Source organism: Micromonospora echinospora (genome assembly GCF_014203425.1).
Classification (GTDB): domain Bacteria; phylum Actinomycetota; class Actinomycetes; order Mycobacteriales; family Micromonosporaceae; genus Micromonospora; species Micromonospora echinospora_A.
On sequence record NZ_JACHJC010000001.1, the window covers coordinates 2,157,006 to 2,172,988 of the forward strand.

Annotated in this window: 16 protein-coding genes and 1 pseudogene; 8 read left to right on the top strand and 9 right to left on the bottom strand. The window is 73.5% G+C overall.

The genetic code is table 11. The annotated features are described in order from the left end of the window. Nucleotides 1–2: 2 nt before the first annotated feature. Genes FHU28_RS10280 through FHU28_RS10290 form a run of 3 tightly spaced genes read right to left on the bottom strand, consistent with a single transcriptional unit; the run spans nucleotide 3 to nucleotide 2,511 of the window. Nucleotides 3–731, bottom strand: a complete 729-nt coding sequence (locus FHU28_RS10280) for a nucleotidyltransferase domain-containing protein (RefSeq protein WP_184683159.1) — start codon at nucleotides 729–731, stop codon at nucleotides 3–5. Next, on the bottom strand, nucleotides 716–1,249 hold the full coding sequence (locus FHU28_RS10285; RefSeq protein ID WP_184683162.1) for a GNAT family N-acetyltransferase: 534 nt from the start codon (nucleotides 1,247–1,249) through the stop codon (nucleotides 716–718). The genes FHU28_RS10280 and FHU28_RS10285 overlap by 16 nt, the downstream gene beginning before the upstream one ends. A 47-nt stretch (nucleotides 1,250–1,296) precedes the next feature. Then, nucleotides 1,297–2,511, bottom strand: coding sequence for a helix-turn-helix domain-containing protein (locus FHU28_RS10290; RefSeq protein WP_184683164.1), 1,215 nt, complete (start codon nucleotides 2,509–2,511; stop codon nucleotides 1,297–1,299). 188 nt (nucleotides 2,512–2,699) lie between these two features. On the opposite strand from FHU28_RS10290, the gene FHU28_RS10295 reads away from it, so the two are divergent. Together FHU28_RS10295 and FHU28_RS10300 are read left to right on the top strand one after the other, a co-directional pair. Continuing rightward, nucleotides 2,700–3,038 (top strand): DivIVA domain-containing protein, encoded by a 339-nt coding sequence (locus FHU28_RS10295; protein WP_376700723.1) that lies wholly within the window; start codon nucleotides 2,700–2,702, stop codon nucleotides 3,036–3,038. After that, a complete protein-coding gene (locus FHU28_RS10300; protein WP_184683166.1) occupies nucleotides 3,035–3,289 on the top strand; it encodes a hypothetical protein in 255 nt (84 codons plus the stop codon). Before FHU28_RS10295 ends, FHU28_RS10300 begins: the two co-directional genes overlap by 4 nt. Before the next feature lie 8 nt (nucleotides 3,290–3,297). On the opposite strand, the gene FHU28_RS10305 is transcribed toward FHU28_RS10300, so the two are convergent. The 6 genes from FHU28_RS10305 to FHU28_RS10330 form a co-directional block, all read right to left on the bottom strand. Continuing rightward, nucleotides 3,298–3,765, bottom strand: a complete 468-nt coding sequence (locus FHU28_RS10305) for a nitroreductase family deazaflavin-dependent oxidoreductase (RefSeq protein ID WP_184683169.1) — start codon at nucleotides 3,763–3,765, stop codon at nucleotides 3,298–3,300. 154 nt (nucleotides 3,766–3,919) lie between these two features. Continuing rightward, nucleotides 3,920–6,592: an FtsX-like permease family protein gene (locus FHU28_RS10310; protein WP_184683171.1), complete on the bottom strand. Its 2,673-nt coding sequence runs from the start codon at nucleotides 6,590–6,592 to the stop codon at nucleotides 3,920–3,922. Then, on the bottom strand, nucleotides 6,589–7,320 hold the full coding sequence (locus FHU28_RS10315; RefSeq protein ID WP_184683174.1) for an ABC transporter ATP-binding protein: 732 nt from the start codon (nucleotides 7,318–7,320) through the stop codon (nucleotides 6,589–6,591). Before FHU28_RS10315 ends, FHU28_RS10310 begins: the two co-directional genes overlap by 4 nt. A gap of 19 nt (nucleotides 7,321–7,339) precedes the next feature. Then, nucleotides 7,340–7,921 carry a PadR family transcriptional regulator gene (locus FHU28_RS10320; RefSeq protein WP_073830288.1) on the bottom strand — a complete coding sequence of 194 codons (582 nt, stop codon included), beginning with the start codon at nucleotides 7,919–7,921 and terminating at the stop codon, nucleotides 7,340–7,342. Between the two features lie 69 nt (nucleotides 7,922–7,990). Next, nucleotides 7,991–8,455 (bottom strand): ferritin-like domain-containing protein, encoded by a 465-nt coding sequence (locus FHU28_RS10325; RefSeq protein WP_184689402.1) that lies wholly within the window; start codon nucleotides 8,453–8,455, stop codon nucleotides 7,991–7,993. A 92-nt stretch (nucleotides 8,456–8,547) separates the two neighbouring features. Continuing rightward, nucleotides 8,548–8,997 carry a hypothetical protein gene (locus tag FHU28_RS10330; RefSeq protein ID WP_184689404.1) on the bottom strand — a complete coding sequence of 150 codons (450 nt, stop codon included), beginning with the start codon at nucleotides 8,995–8,997 and terminating at the stop codon, nucleotides 8,548–8,550. A gap of 263 nt (nucleotides 8,998–9,260) precedes the next feature. Between FHU28_RS10330 and rimP the strand changes: the two genes are divergently transcribed. From rimP to FHU28_RS10360, 6 genes and pseudogenes are all read left to right on the top strand, one after another. Further along, nucleotides 9,261–9,917 (top strand): ribosome maturation factor RimP, encoded by a 657-nt coding sequence (rimP, locus tag FHU28_RS10335; RefSeq protein ID WP_184683177.1) that lies wholly within the window; start codon nucleotides 9,261–9,263, stop codon nucleotides 9,915–9,917. Continuing rightward, entirely contained in the window at nucleotides 9,914–10,957 is a 1,044-nt protein-coding gene (gene nusA / locus FHU28_RS10340; RefSeq protein ID WP_184683179.1) for a transcription termination factor NusA, read from the top strand. Before rimP ends, nusA begins: the two co-directional genes overlap by 4 nt. Nucleotides 10,958–10,972: 15 nt before the next feature. Further along, nucleotides 10,973–11,309, top strand: a pseudogene (locus FHU28_RS10345) (YlxR family protein). Between the two features lie 93 nt (nucleotides 11,310–11,402). Next, the gene (gene infB, locus FHU28_RS10350; RefSeq protein ID WP_184683183.1) at nucleotides 11,403–14,417 is read left to right on the top strand and encodes a translation initiation factor IF-2; all 3,015 of its coding nucleotides are present in this window, start codon (nucleotides 11,403–11,405) and stop codon (nucleotides 14,415–14,417) included. 82 nt (nucleotides 14,418–14,499) lie between these two features. Then, nucleotides 14,500–15,543 (top strand): TRM11 family SAM-dependent methyltransferase, encoded by a 1,044-nt coding sequence (locus FHU28_RS10355; RefSeq protein WP_184683185.1) that lies wholly within the window; start codon nucleotides 14,500–14,502, stop codon nucleotides 15,541–15,543. Between the two features lie 41 nt (nucleotides 15,544–15,584). After that, complete coding sequence (locus FHU28_RS10360; protein ID WP_184683187.1) at nucleotides 15,585–15,878, top strand: DUF503 domain-containing protein; 294 nt, start codon at nucleotides 15,585–15,587, stop codon at nucleotides 15,876–15,878. Nucleotides 15,879–15,983: the final 105 nt, after the last annotated feature.

Genomic DNA, 15,983 nt, shown 5'->3' on the forward strand with positions numbered 1-15,983 from the left:
CGTCAGCCGGACAGCAGGTCGTCGATCGTGCCGTCGACCGGCCGGCCCCTCGCGGCCAGCTCCTCGGCCTGGCGGGTCAGCGCCGCGCCCACCTCGGTCATGTCCGCGCCGGCCAGCCCGGTACGCCGCACCGCGTCCCCGGGGTCGCGGAAGTAGGTGCGGCTGAACAGCCCCTGCACCGTCGCCGCGGCCAGCCGCGCCTCGCCGAGCATGAGCAGCGCCTGGTCCGTCTCGTACCACTCGGCCAGCCGCAACGCCCGGGCGTGCGCCGCGCTGCCCCGGTACCACGCCTGCCGGGCCGCGCCGGTGAACTCGGCGGGCCGGGCACGGGCAAGCCGAGCCAGGTGCTCGTCGCGCAGCTTCGGCAGCCAGCCGGTCGGATCGTGCAGGGCGCGGGTGGTGACGTACCGGTCGGCGACAAGTGGCCAGCGGGACGTGATCGTCGTCGCCCTGCCCAGGTAGTCGTCCGCCCCGGCCACGGTCAGGTCGACCAGCACCCCGTCCACCCGGCGGGTGGCCGGCGGCGGCCCGGCGCCGTGCCGGTACGTGACGACCAGCAACCCGACCTCGCGGTCCCCGCCGCCGTCGTCGTCGCCGTGCGCGAGCGGACCGTGTACGGCGACCGCCAGCACGTCGGCCGGGAACCGCCGCAGGACGGCGTCACCGACCCGTTCGGCCACCTGCCACCGCGGGTCGTCCAGACGCCGCTCGGCGTTCACGTCGACAGCCACGGTCCACCTCCGTCCGAGCGCTCGCCTGCGGCAACCCTAGACAGATCGCGGAGCAGCAGTTCCATTGAAGGACCCCACGGCAGTTCGGAGTGCCCGGCGACTCGCCAACCGTTGCGACGGTAGATGCCGTTCGCCAGGCTGCGCGGATCGGAGGCAAGGGTCGCCCAGCTCTCCGGGCGCCCCTGAAGAAGCCGACGCATCAACTCCGCGCCGATGCCGTGAGACCGATGCTGCGGATGGACGATCCATTCCAGTACGGCGAACTTGTCGCGATCCCGCACCTCGGCCGGGGGTTCCTCCTTCGCCCGCGACCACCAGGTGCCGCCCGCCATGGTCCACCCGTACGCCGCTCCGATCAGTTCTTCGCCCTCTCTCGCCAGGACGAGGCGGAATCCGGGCCGTGCCGCCTCGTCGGGCAGCCCGGCCCGGAACCGGGCGACCTGTGCCGGGCCTTCGCGGTAAGGCGGTTCGGCGTAGACCAGCGCGTACAGGTCGGCGAGAGCGTCGACGACAGACATCAGCTCGTCCGGACGGCATCGGTCGAAGGTGACGGACGGCGGAGGCGTCACCGCTGGACTCGGTCGATGAGTTCCGTGTAGAGCGGCCGGTGCCGCTCTCTGTCGGGTACCGCCGCTGTGACCTGCAGAGTGACCGCGCGCACGAGTTCGTTGTGCTGTTCCTGAGGCAGGCGGTCCAACAGATCGGCCGCCGCCGTCAGACCGTCGGTGATGTCACCGGTCCGGACCGTGGCCGCTGCCTGATGCAGTTGTACCTGCGTACGCAGCCGGATCTGGGAAGCGGGATACAACTCCAAGGCCCGGGCCTGCGCTGCCGCAGCCGCCCTCCGGTCACCGGAATGGGTGTAGACCCAGGACTCCGTGTGTCGCAGGCGATGCTCCGGCCAGCCCCACAGCGATTCGACGTCCCCGACGACGGCGGCCGGGAGTTTCTCGATCTGCTCGCTCAGATGACGCACGGTCGCGACTGCCTCGTCGTGCCGGCCGGCGAGGGAGAGTGCCTGCGCCCGGCCCGCCAGCAGACCGCAGGTGGCAGCCGACGGCCTTCCGGCGAGCGGCAGCACCTCATCGGAGATCGCTACGACGGTCATGGGCCGTCGACCGTCGTAGCAGCCGTTGACGATGTCCCAGGCGCGGGTCAGGACTCGCGTGTCGGGGTCACCGGACTCGTCGGCGGCTCTCTGGGCGCTGGCCCACCATCTCCTCGACAGCAGAGCATGTCCTGACGCGACGAGGCTGAGCGCGACGATCACTGACAGCGCCGCGGCGGCACGTAGTAGCTGTGGGCGACGCCGACCGTCACTTGCGGCGAGTTGATGCTGTAGGACCGTCAGATCCCGGCCGAGTTGTGTCATCAGCTGTTCGTGCGGCTGGCGATAGTAGGCCGTGCCGTAGGCGGAGACGATCTCTGCCCACGCGTCGGAGTCGACGTCGACGGCGGCGTCGAGACCGTGTCGCAGCGCCTCCCAGCCGACCATACGGTCGACGGCGGGGAGAGCAGCGAGCGAAGTCATGGCTTGGAGGACCGACCTTCTCGGCATGTCGATGTCGTTGGCACGCCTGCTGTCGTATGCCTTCTTGATCGAGCCGTCGGTCGACAGTGCCCGGTCGTAGGCGGCCACGACGGCGGGGTTGACGGGGCGGGCGCCACGCTCGATCTGCCCGAGGTAGCCGAAGTCGTATCTGATGAGTTCGGCGAACTTCCGCAGCGACCAACCGGCGGCTATCCGGTGCTGCCTGAGTGTGTCCCCGAAATGGTCCATGCCACCCTCTCAGGTCGTGGGCTGGCGTGTGGGCCCACTGCTCACCGCTGCCGCCTGCGCTCCGTAATCGGGATGCTACCGAGGCCGACCGATTCGGCGCGGCCCGTGTGAGCCCTGTCGGCGTACCACGATCACGCTGCGACGGCAGGTGCCGGGGGCGGGCCGTGTCGGCCCGCCCCAACGGCCGGATGGCACCGACAGAGGACAGGTTCGATGAGGATCATCCCTTTCCGACGCCTGCACAACCGCGGCCCGAGCGCCGCGCGACGTGCTATCGCTCCGCGGTCGACCGGCCGCTGCGCCCGTGGCAGGTACGGGAGCGAACGTTCAGCTCCACACCGCTGGGCCGACGCGGGCTCGATCCCGAACAGGTCCGGGAGTTTCTGGACCTGGTGGCGGGCGATCTCGCGACGGTTTATGACGCGTTGGCCGAGAGCCGCCGGGAGACCGACCGGGTGAAGGACGCCCTGCGGCGCTGGCAGTCCGAGCAGGCGCGTGCCCGGGCCGAGCGGGAGCAGGAACGATGACCGAACGGTGGGTCATCCATCTGCCGATGGTCGTCAACGACCTCGTGTCGGCGCAGCGGCTTGCCCGGGTGGTGGCACATTGGAGCCACGTCCTCCCGCAGACCGAACCCGGTGGCACCAGCGTCTCGCCCGAGGACGACCAGAACGTACGGCACTGGGTCTTCTGCGACCGCAACCTGTCCGAGGGACGACGCTGCCTGCTCCGGCCGGATCACGACGGCGACTGCTCGCCGCGACTCCGGCCACGGTGAGCCGTCGCTCAGGCGTTCGGGACCAGCCGGAACACGCGGATCTCGCGGCCACCGGCACGCTCGACGTACGTGCGGTACGCGGGCCACTCCTGCACCAGCCGTTGGAACAGCCGTTCCCGGTCCTCGCCGGTGACCTGCTCGGCGGTGACCGGGATCCGGCGTCCCTTGACGTCCACCTCGGCGGCCGGGTTGGCCAGCAGGTTGAACGTCCAGGACGGCTGGTGCTGCTGCCCCCAGTTCGAGCCGATCACCACGTAGGCGTCGCCGTCGGGCACGTACACCAGGGGGTTGCTGCGGGGCTTGCCGGAGCGGCGGCCGGTGGAGGTGAGCACCAGTGTGGGCACGAGCCCGAAGGCGACCACGCGCCCCTTCGTCATCCGGCCGACCAGCCGGTCGGCCGGGACGAGCAGGCGCATGGTGGCGCCGAACCAACGCTGGTGACCGAGACGGCGGGTGAGGGTTCCCAGGGCGGACATCCGACAAGTGTGCCGCCCACACCGCGCCCCGTCACCCCCTCGGACGGTCAGTCCGCCCCAAGGTCGACTCCATTTCCCCGAAGTGGTGGCATCCATCCCACTGCGATGCCGCCACTCCGGGGAAATGGTGTGGATCATGGCCGGGAGGGCCACCTCAGTCGAGGCGGCGTTCGATCGGCAGGCGGGACCGGGTGAACAGGGCCGCGCCGCCCATCGCCACCAGCGGCACCACCACCAGCACGGCGAGCGTCACGCCGGGCACCGTCACCGGGTACGGCGGCTGCGCCGGCCAGGAGTCCGCGTACCGCTGGTTGAGCGCCGCCAGGACGACCGCGGCGGAGCCGAGCCCGGCGAGGATGCCCAGCGCCGAGCCGAGTACCGCGATGACCCCGGCCTGACAGAGCGACAGCAGGCGGCGTACCCGGGGATCGGCGCCGACCGCCGCGAGCGTGGACAGGTCCCGGCGGCCCTCGGCGGCGGCGAGGCCGGTGGCGACCGCGGCGGCGCCGAGCGTGATCACCCCCGAGGCGACGGCCAGCAGGAGCAGCATCGGGCGCTGGTCCGACGGCGGGTCGGCGGTCGCCACCTGCGCCGACATGGGGCTGATGTCGTACAGCTCGTCGGTCAGCAGCTCGATCTGCCGGTCGGTCGGCGAGGCGGCGGTGTCCAGCAGGTAGCCGAGCGGCACGGCGGTCAGGCCGAGCGCGTTCGCGGCGGCGGGGGAGAGCACCAGCCGGTCCACCGGGAGACCGCCGCGCAGCACGTACGCGGGCAGGAAGCGCGCGGTCGGCGCGCTGCCGGAGCCGTAGTTGACCTCCATCCGGGCCTGCCCGTCCACCACCCGGCGGGGATCGGTGACCACCACACCTCCGGCGGCGAGCGTCCGGCGCGCGGCGGCCAGCTCGTCGGCGGGCGCACCGGTGAGCGCGGGCAGCGCCGCGCCGTCGTCCACGAGCGTCGGCAGGTACACGTCGACCGGCTCCTGGTAGGACGCGCAGCGGGGATCGTTGCGGGCCGAGGCGCGGTCCGGGTCCGACTCCTCGTAGGGGCAGCGATGCTCAGGCGGCATGATCGCGGACGGAGCGCAGTCCTCCTTGTCGGAGGGACCGGCGCAGCCGGGGACGGCGACGGGTGCCACCGTGGCGTCGGGCAGGACCGTGCGGGCCCGGGCCGCGACCGCGTCGGCCGACGGCGGGTCCGCCGGGGTGTCACCGGAGTGGACGAGCAGCACGTTGCCCGGCGGCAGGCCGGGTTGCCAGAGCTCCCGCGCGCGGGTGTCGTCGCTCGCCACGTAGACGCCGAGGGCGACGCTGCCGGCGACCGCGGCCATCACCGCCGAGATGGCCGGGGCGGCCGACGAGCGGTTGCGGCTGGCGTCGCGCAGCGCGAGCCGTGGCGTCAGCGGCAGCAGCCGTCCGGCCCGGCCCAGCGCGCCGACGAGCGCCGGAGTGCAGAACACCAGCCCCAGTTCGCCCAGGGCGACACCGGCCAGCACACCGGCCTGCGAGGTGCGGCCCGCGGCGAACGCGGCGATGGCGGTCCCGGCGACGGTGAGCGACGCCCCGAGCAGCAGCCAGCGGCGGCGCGGCCGGGTCGCGTCCCGCCGGCCGGCCAGGCCGGTCACCACGTCCTGCCGGGCCGCCGTCCAGGCCGGCGCGACCGCCGCCAGGACCCCGGCCAGCACCGCCGTCGCGGCGATCGCCACGAGCGCGGCCGGGAAGATCCGGTACGCCCCGAGCCGCTCCCCGAGCAGATACTGCTCGACCAGCGGACGGCCGGCGAACGCGGCGCCGATGCCGAGCACCAGGCCGAGGGCGGCACCGCCGGCGCCGAGCACCACCCCGTCGGCGAGCACGATCCGGCGCAGGTGGGCGGCGTCGCCGCCGGCCACCGCGACCAGCGCGAGGTCCCGCCGCCGGCGGCGGACGCTCACCGCGAAGGCCGGCCCGACCAGCAGCACCACCTCCAGCAGGCCCAGCCCGCCGATCAGGCCCACCGTGCCAGCCTCCTCCGCGTCGGGCACCGACATGCCGTGCGGAAGCTCCTCGCGGCCGGGCAGCGGATCGCGGGAGACGACCTGGACGCCCTGCCCGTTCAGCCGGTCGACGAGCGCGCGGTCCAGCGGACCGGGCAGGTCCACCAGCCAGGTGTCGCCGCCGTACGGCATCTCCGGGACCACCCCGGCCAGCGTGACCACCTCGCGGAGGTTGTCCGGGTACTCGACCACCCCGACCACCCGGTACGTGGCGCCGTCGGTCGTGCGGACCGGGTCGCCGATGCGGGTGTCCAGCCGGCTCAGCGCCGCCGGGCTGACCGCGATCTCGTCGGGGCGCACCGGCGGCCGGCCGTCACGCACCCGGGCCAGCGGCCGGGCGAGCGGGTCGGTCAGGTCGACGGCGCGCGCGTCGAACGCCTCGACGCGTCTGTCGATCCGTGTCGAGAACGTCAGCCACCACCGGGCCCGGGTCAGCCGGCTGCCCTCGGGCAGCAGCGCGCGTACCTCCTCGGCGGTGGGGGGACGGCTCCGGCCGACCCACTCGCCCTGGACCGGCCAGGCCGTCTCGCCCCAGGCGTCCTGTTTCACCGGCGTCAGGCTCTCCCACCGCAACGCCACGTCGGCGCCGCCGAGGCGACGGTCGATGCGCTCGGCCCGGGTCAGGTCCCCCATGTCGTAGCTGACCGCGGCGAAGCTCAGCCCGAACACCGGCAGCGCGATCATCACCAGCACCAGCAGCGTGCGCCGCCGCGAGCGCCGGGCCTCCCGCTGGGCGATCCGCAGCGCCGTCCGCCACGATCCGCGTGCGGCGGCGAGGCGGCCGCCGATCACCGGCCGCTGCCGCTGAGCAGGTGCTCCACGCCGATCAGCGGGGCGGTCGAGTCGACCATCACCCCGTCGCGGAGGAAGACCACACGGTCCGCCCAGCCGGCGTGCCGGGCCTCGTGGGTGACCAGCACCCCGGCCGCGCCGGCGTCCACCCGGCGGCGCAGCAGGTGCAGCACCGCCTCGCCCGACTGGGAGTCGAGCGCGCCGGTCGGCTCGTCGGCGAGGACCAGCCGGCGTTCGCCCACGAGCGCCCGGGCGATCGCCACCCGCTGCTGCTGACCGCCGGACATCTGGTCCGGAAAGCGGTCGGCCAGCTCGGCCATGTCCACCTCGCGCAGCGCCGTCAGGGCGAGCTGGCGGGCCGCCCGTACGCCGGTGCCGTCCAGTTCCAGCGGCAGCGCCACGTTCTCCACAGCGGTCAGGCTGCCGAGCAGGTTCAGGTCCTGGAAGACGTACCCGATCCGGCGGCGGCGCAGCCGGGCCAGCTCGCGGGCGGACAGCCCGCCGAGCGCCTCGCCCTCGACCACCACCTCGCCGCTGGTGGGCCGGTCCAGGCCGCCGGCCAGCGCCAGCAACGTGGACTTGCCGGACCCGGAGGGGCCCATCACCGCCACCAGCTCGCCGGCCCGGACGGTCAGGCTCACGCCCCGCAGCGCGTGCACCGCCGCCTCGCCGGCACCGTGGATCCGGCGTACGTCCTGCAGGTCCAGCACTCCGTCGGTCGGGTTCATCAGCGCCTCCCGTGCCGGGTCACCGGCGGGCTTCGTCGCCGGCCCGGTCCACCGCCTCGGGGTGGTCGACCGCCCGGAGCGGCGCCGGGCGGTGCCGGACCAGGCTGGTCTCGCAGTGGTCGAGCCACCGCACCTCGGCCTCGGTCTGGAAAATCATCGCGTCCAGCACCAGCCGCCAGGGTAGATCCTCCGGCTTGTCGCTCGTGTACTTCAACCGGGTGAATTCCTGGAGCGCGCGCATGGTGGCGGTGCGCTGGGTCTGCACCACCGCCTGCACGTCGACGCCCGGCGTGGTCAGCGCCAGCGCCAGCTTGATCGACAGCTCGTCGCGGGGCCGGTCGGCGCGGCTGATCGGCGTGGCGAACCACATCGCCAGGTCCGCCCGTCCGGCGTCGGTGATCTCGTACGGGCGCTGCCCGCTCTCGTTCTCCGGCAGCGGGCGCACCAGGCCGTCGCGTTCCAGCCGGGCCAGCGTGGTGTAGACCTGCCCGATGTTCAGCGGCCAGGTCGACCCGGTGGACTCCTCGAACGCGGCACGGAGCTGATAGCCGTACATCTGGCCGCGTTCGAGCAGGGCGAGCAGGCCGTGACGGATGGACATGGCCTGGAGTATGCATACCTGGTATGCGCTGCGCAACCGGAGGGTTCCGCCGGGTGACCGGCGGCGCGCTCAGGCCGGGCGTCCCGGGAAGGGAACGGTGAGCGGGGTCACGCCCGCCGTCCGCCGCCAGCGGGTGGCCCGCAGCGCGCAGTCGGTGAGCGCGGCGAGCGCCGTGTTCCGCTCCGCGCCGCCGGTGTGCGCGAGCGCGGCCCGCCAGTGTCCGGCGGTCCGCTCCTCGATCTCCACCGCCAGCCGCAGCGCCCCCGCCCGGTCGGTGACCGGATAGGGCAGCGCGTACCCGGCCCGGTCCGCGGGGACCTGCCCGGAGCCCTCGGCGAGTTGCAGCAGCAGCGCGTCCCGGCGGGACCGGTGCGCCGCCTCGGCGGCCCGGGCCGCCGTCCGCGCCGCGCCGGTGAGGTGCACGCCGATCACCCCGTACGCCCAGATCGCCGCGTACTCGGCGGCGAGCGCGTCGGCGAGGGCCTGGGCCGGACTGGGGCTCCTGGTCGGGTTCACGTTGCGTCGGCCGGGCATGCCCTCACGGCCCTCGCTGCGCTCGGTGCGTTCGCTCATGCCGTACCGGCCGGGCATGCCCTCACGGCCCTCGCTGCGCTCGGTGCGTTCGTTCACTTCAGCGCCTCCACGTGGGTCGCCCGGGCGGCGGCGATCGAGCCGAGCAGCGCGGCCCGCTCGGCCGGCGCCTCGGCGCAGGCCTTCGCCGCGTTGGTCCGGCCCTCCTGCTCGGCCTGGCGCAGCTCGGTGAGCACCGCGTCGGGGGTGCCGCCGGTCGCCGGGGCGCCGGCCGCCGGCGTACCGGAGGGAGCCGGCCGGCCGATGACCCGGCGTAGCTCCTCGGCGTGCGCCTTGTGCGCGTCGGCGATCGGGGTGAGCCGACCGGCGAGTGCCGGGTCGGCGGTGGCGGCGGCCCGGTAGCGGGCCTCCAGCGCCAGCGCCTCGGCGGCCAGCGGCTCCAGAGCGTCCGGCGCCGGTGGCTCGTCGTCGCGGTCGAAAAGATCACAACCGGTCAGCGGCGCGGTCGCGCCGCCGAGCGCCACGAGCCCTCCGGCGCGCAGCAGCCAGCGCCGGGAATGCCCCGCTCTGACCTGGTCGGATGGTGTTCTGCCGGTCCCCACCTGACAGAGTCAACACCATCCGTGCCGCCTCATGGGGCAGGGTCTCGGTGCGCCGCCGGGTCCGTCGGCGGCCGTAAGCGTTACGCTCTGCGCAACCACCGGGCGCGGACGCCCCGGTGGCGTGCCGGTATGGCGGGCCGACCGCTCGCACCGGCCCGGGACAACACGGCCCGCGGGTCGTGGCAACAGCAGGAGAGGTGCGCGGAATGACGCAGCGTGGCCGTGCCACCCGGTCGACGGGGCCCGCCGGGCGGCCCCGCCGGTCCGACGGCCCCCGCGGCGCGGACCGCAGCGGCGCGCCCCGCGGCGATCTGAACGCGCGCCGCAACCGGCTGCGCGAGGTGATCGAACCGGTCGTCACCGCTGCCGGCTACGACCTGGAGGACCTCTCCGTCTCCCGCGCCGGGCGGCGGCACGTGGTCCGGGTGATCGTGGACGCCGACGGCGGGATCAACCTGGACGCCGTGGCGGACATCTCCCGCGCGGTGTCGGCGGCCCTGGACGCGGCGGAGGAGTCCGGCGGCGACATCGTGGCCGGCGAGTACCAGCTGGAGGTCAGCTCGCCCGGCGTGGACCGCCCGCTCACCCTGCCCCGGCACTGGCGGCGCAACGTCGGACGGTTGGTCAAGGTCACCGTCCGCGGCGACGCCGGGGACCGCCAGCTCACCGGCCGGATCACGGCCGCCGACGACGAGCGCGTGGAGCTGGAGACCGACGCCGGCGCCGCCGCACACCCGTACGCCGAACTCGGGCCCGGCCGGGTCCAGGTGGAGTTCAGCCGCCTGGACGACCTGGCCGACGAGGACCTCGGCGACGACACCGACACCGACGACGACGAAGATCTGGAGGACGAGGAGAGGTGAACATCGACCTCGCGGCGCTGCGCGCCCTGGAGCGCGAGCGGGAGATCCCGTTCGACACGATCCTCGCGGCGATCGAGACCGCGCTGCTGACCGCCTACCGGCACACCGAGGGCGCCGAGTCGCATGCCCGGGTGGAGATCGACCGTAAGAGCGGATCCGCCTCGGTCTTCGCGCAGGAGCTCGACGCCGACGGCACTGTCACCCGGGAGTGGGAAGACACCCCGCACGACTTCGGGCGGATCGCCGCCATGACCGCCAAGCAGGTGATCCTCCAGCGGCTGCGGGAGGCCACCGACGAGGTGCACTTCGGTGAGTACGTGGGCCGCGACGGCGACCTGGTCACCGGCGTGGTGCAGGCGCACGAGACCCGCCGGGAGAAGGGCATCGTCAGCGTCGACCTGGGCAAGCTGGAGGGCGTCCTGCCGCAGTCCGAGCAGGTCCCCGGCGAGCGGTACGAGCACGGCGAGCGGATCCGCTGCGTGGTGGTACACGTCGCCAAGGGCATGCGCGGCCCGCAGATCACGCTGTCCCGGTCGCATCCCGGGCTGGTGAAGAAGCTGTTCGCGCTCGAGGTGCCGGAGATCGCCGACGGCACCGTGGAGATCGGTGCCATCGCCCGTGAGGCAGGTCACCGTACGAAGATCGCGGTCCGCTCGACCACGCCCGGCGTCAACGCCAAGGGCGCCTGCATCGGCCCGATGGGGCAGCGGGTCCGCGCGGTGATGAGCGAGCTGCACGGCGAGAAGATCGACATCATCGACTGGTCGGACGACCCGGCGACGTTCGTCGGCAACGCGTTGTCGCCGGCCAAGGCGCTGCGGGTCGAGGTGGTCGACCTGGCCACCCGTACCGCCCGGGTGACGGTCCCGGACTTCCAGCTCTCGCTCGCGATCGGCCGGGAGGGGCAGAACGCCCGCCTGGCGGCCCGGCTGACCGGTTGGCGCATCGACATCCGGTCCGACGCGGAGACCGCCGCGCCGCAGGGACGGGGCGGATCTGATCACGTCCGGGAGCCGGGCGGAGCGATCTCGAGCAGCTAGGGGTAGACTTTCTCAGTGGCACGACGCGCGCTGCCGGAGCGCACCTGTGTGGGCTGCCGGAAACGGGCGTCGGCCAGCGAGTTGTTGCGGATCGTTGCGATCGGCGACGAGACTGGTCGCACCAGCCTCAGGCCCGATCCGGCCCGCACACTGCCGGGTCGGGGAGCGAACATGCATCCTGATCCGGCCTGCTTCGCGCAGGCGGTGCGGCGTCGCGCCTTCGGGCGGGCACTGCGCCTCACCGGGGTTCCTGACCACGGTGCGCTTGCGGAGCACGTCGACGCGCAACCCCCGACGACCGGTCAAACCCGACCGGTCGCGGGTCGCTAGCAAGGTAGGACGACCGACATGAGCACACGATGAAGTCCCAGAAATGACCAGGCTTCAAGTGCACGAGTGAGGTCGCTGCGGGTGCTGCCCGCACGACCTCGGAGTGAGGAGTGCAGTGGCAGGAAAGGCCCGCGTACACGAGCTTGCAAAAGAGCTCGGGGTCGAAAGCAAGACCGTTCTCGCCAAGCTCAAGGAGATGGGCGAGTTCGTGAAGTCCGCATCCAGCACCGTCGAGGCGCCTGTCGCCCGACGTCTGCGTAGCGCCTTCGTAGCCGGTTCGTCGGCGCCCGCCGGCCCGCCGGCTGCCGCGCCCAGCGGCCCGGCGCCGACCCCGACGCCCACCCCGACCCCGGGTGCCCCCCGGGTCTCGGCCAGGCCGACGCCGCCCCGGCGTCAGGCCGCGCCGACCCCTGGACCGAAGCCCAAGGGCCCGGTCCCCGGCCCGCCGCAGCCGGCGACCCCGGTCGCCAAGCCGGCGAGCGCGCACGACATCGAAGTGGCGGCCGCCGAAGCGCGTGCCGCCGCGCTCAAGGCTGAGCAGGAGGCTGCGGTCAAGGCCGCCCAGGCCGCCCGCCAGCAGCAGCGCGAGACCGTACGCCGGGAGCCTCCGGCCGAGGGCGGTCCCCGTCCCGGCCCGCGTCCCGGCCCGAACGCCATGCCGCCGCGTCCGGGTTCTCCGGCCGCCGGTCGTCCCGGCGGTCCGGGCCAGGGCCAGGGCCCCGGTGCCCGTCCCGGCGGTCGTCCGCCGGCGCGTGGCGCCGGTAACAACCCGTTCGGCATCCAGGGTGGCCAGCAGCGGCCTCCGGCCGCCGGTGGGGGCGGTCCCCGTCCCAGCCCGGCCGGCATGCCGCCGCGGCCCAGCCCGGCGTCGATGCCGCCGCGGCCGAGCCCGGCCTCCATGCCGAGCCAGCGCCCGACCACCGGCCGCCCCGGCGGCCCCGGTGGCGGTCGTGGTGGACCCGGCGGTGGCGCCGGTCGTCCCGGTGGACCCGGTGGCGGTGGCGGTGGCTTCCGCGGCGGTCCCGGTGGTGGCGGCGGTGGCGGTGGCTACCGTGGCGGTCCCGGTGGTGGCGGCGGTGGCGGTGGCTACCGTGGCGGTCCCGGTGGTGGCGGCGGTGGCGGCGCTCCCGGCGGTGGTTTCCGTCCGGGTGGTCCGGTCGGCGGTGGCCGTCCCGGCGGCGGCGGCCGTGGCCGTGGCGGTGGCGCGGCGGGTGCCTTCGGGCGTCCGGGCGGTCGGCCGACCCGCGGTCGCAAGTCCAAGAAGCAGCGCAGACAGGAGTTCGACAACCTGTCGGCCCCGACCATGTCCTCGGGCGCGCCCCGCGGTCAGGGTCAGGTCGTCCGGTTGTCCCGTGGCGCCTCGCTGTCGGACTTCGCCGACAAGATCAACGCCAATCCGGGTTCGCTGGTCCAGGAGATGTTCAACCTGGGCGAGATGGTGACGGCTACCCAGTCGTGCTCCGACGAGACCCTGCAGCTGCTGGGTGAGCACCTCGGCTTCGACGTGCAGATCGTCAGCCCGGAGGACGAGGACCGCGAGCTGCTCGCGCAGTTCAACATCGACCTCGACGCCGAGGTCGCGGAGGACCGCCTGGTCAGCCGTGCGCCGGTGGTGACCGTCATGGGTCACGTCGACCACGGTAAGACCAAGCTGCTCGACGCGATCCGCAAGGCGAACGTGGTGGCCGGCGAGGCGGGTGGCATCACCCAGCACATCGGCGCCTACCAGGTCCACGTCCCGCACGAGGGCGAGGACCGCGCGGTGACGTTCATCGACACCCCGGGTCACGAGGCGTTCACCGCCATGCGTGCCCGTGGTGCCCAGGTCACGGACATCGTGATCCTGGTGGTCGCGGCGGACGACGGCGTGATGCCGCAGACCATCGAGGCGCTCAACCACGCCAAGGCGGCGGACGTGCCGATCGTGGTCGCGGTCAACAAGGTCGACAAGCCCGAGGCGAACCCGGACAAGGTCCGCCAGCAGCTGACCGAGTACGGCCTGGTCGCCGAGGAGTACGGCGGCGAGACCATGTTCGTCAACGTGGCGGCCAAGCCCGGCATCGGCATCGAGGAACTGCTCGAGGCCGTGCTGCTGACCGCCGACGCGTCGCTGGAGCTGACCGCTCCGATCGACGGGCCGGCGCAGGGTGTCGCGATCGAGGCGCACCTGGACAAGGGCCGTGGCGCGGTGGCGACCGTGCTGGTGCAGAAGGGCACCCTGCGTGCCGGTGACTCGATCGTCGCCGGTGGGGCGCACGGCCGCGTGCGGGCCATGCTGGACGAGAACGGCAAGCCGGTTGATTCGGCCGGTCCGGCGCGTCCGGTCATGGTGCTGGGTCTGACCACGGTGCCGGGTGCGGGTGACACCTTCCTGGCCGCCGAGGACGACCGCACCGTGCGGCAGATCGCCGAGCAGCGGCAGGCGCGGAGGCGGGCGGCTTCGTTCGCCAACTCCCGTGGCCGGGCCACTCTCGAGACGCTCATGGAGCAGCTCAAGGAGGGCGAGAAGACCTCGCTCAACCTGGTGCTCAAGGGCGACGTCTCCGGTTCGGTGGAGGCGCTCGAGGACGCGCTGTTCAACCTGGACATCCCGGAGGAGGTCCAGCTTCGGATCATCCACCGGGGCGTGGGCGCGATCACCGAGAGCGACGTCATGCTCGCGAGCGCCTCGTCCGAGGCGGTCACGATCATCGGCTTCAACGTGCGGGCCTCTAACAAGGTCCGCGAGATGGCCGACCGCGAGGGCGTGGAGATCCGGTACTACACCGTGATCTACCAGGCCATCGAGGAGATCGACGCCGCGCTCAAGGGTCTGCTCAAGCCGGAGTACGAGGAGGTCGAGCTGGGCACCGCGGAGATCCGCGACGTCTTCCGCTCGTCCAAGATCGGCAACATCTCCGGCTGTATCGTCCGGTCCGGCCTCATCCGCCGCAACGCCAAGGCGCGGCTGCTGCGGGACGGGGCGGTCGTGGCGGACAACCTCACGATCAGCTCCTTGAAGCGGTTCAAGGACGACGCGACCGAGGTCCGCGAGGGCTTCGAGTGTGGTCTGACGCTGGGCGGCTACAACAACGTCCAGGTCGGTGACGTCATCGAGACGTTCGAGATGCGTGAGAAGCCGCGCGCCTGAGAACCACGCGTACGACCGGTCGGCGGCCGGGGCCTTCGGGCCCCGGCCGTCGCCGTTTCCGCAGGCTGCGACAATCTCGGGCGTGATCCGGTACGCGCTGCTCCTCGCCCCCTCCGCCAACCGCGTCTACGCCGACGCGGCGGCCCGGCTGGCGCGCGCCGAACTGGCCGTGTTCGCCGGCTCCGGCGTGCTCGACGTCGTACCGGCCGACGCGGAGGTGGCCGGGATCGGCGGGGTGGAGTACCTGACGTTCACCGCCCCCGGACCGGGGCTCGGCGAGCGGGACGTGGCCCACCTGGCGAACCTGTCGGCGGCGTACGCGCTGTTCGAGCGGGTGGGTGACGACCTGCTGCGGCCGGTGCCGCTGCGCCCGCTGGCCCGGTACGACTCCGACCTGATCACCATTCCGAAGTACGCCGGCAAGACCAACGAGCAGTTCACCCGGCTGCTGCTCAACGTCACAGTGCTCGCCTCCGCCGCCGCGCCGCGGATGCTGGACGGGCCGGTGGTGGTGCTGGACCCGCTCTGCGGCCGGGGCACCACGCTCAACCAGGCGCTCATGTACGGCTACGACGGCATCGGCATCGAGCGCGACAGCCAGGACGTGGACGCGTACGCGGCGTTCCTGCGTACCTGGCTGCGCCGCAAGCGGCTCAAGCACACCACCGAGTCGACGTCGGTTCGCCGGGACCGCAAGCTGGTGGCCCGCCGGTTCGAGGCGGTGCTCGCGCCGTCGCGGGACGAGCACCGGGCCGGGGCCACCCAGCGGGTCACCGTGCTGAACACCGACACCACCCGGGCCCGCGAGGCGTTGCGTCCCCGCTGCGCCGACGTGATCGTCACCGACGCGCCGTACGGGGTGGCGCACGGCAGCCGTACCGATCAAGGGCTGTCCCGCAGCCCGCTGGAGCTGCTCACCGCCGCCGTGCCGGTGTGGCGGGAGCTGCTGCGCCCGGGTGGGGCGCTGGGACTGTCCTGGAACACCCACGTGGCCCCCCGGGCGCAGGCGGAGGCGGTGCTGGCCGACGCCGGGCTGCGGGTGCTCGATGGCCCCGGCTTCGGTGACTTCGCCCACCGGGTCGACCAGGCGATCGAGCGGGACGTGCTGGTGGCGGTCGCGCCTTAATCGTGTGCCCGGGGTGCGCGGCAGGCGTACCGTTGCTCGCCGTGTATACCGGAACCGCACTGTTCGACCTGTTGCTCCCGGGTGACTCCCGGTCCCTCAAGGCCAAGCGGTCCTACGTCCGGCCGATCGTCGCCGCGTTGCGCAAGTTCGAGGTCTCCGCCGCCGAGGTCGGGGCGCTGGACCTGCACGGCCGGGCCGAGATCGGAGTGGCAGTGGTGGCCGCCGAGCCGGCCCACGTCCGCGAGGTGCTCGACACCTGCGAGCGGCTGATCGCCGCCCGCCCGGAGACCGAACTGCTGTCTGTACGCCGTCGCCTGCACGGCGGGGACGACTGAACGGCGCGTCGCGCGGCAGTTCGCCCGTGCCGCGTGAGGTCCGGTGGGACGCGGGTAGTGTTCTTCAGCGTTGGGCGGTCGGACCCGGCGGCGCCCACGCGCCCG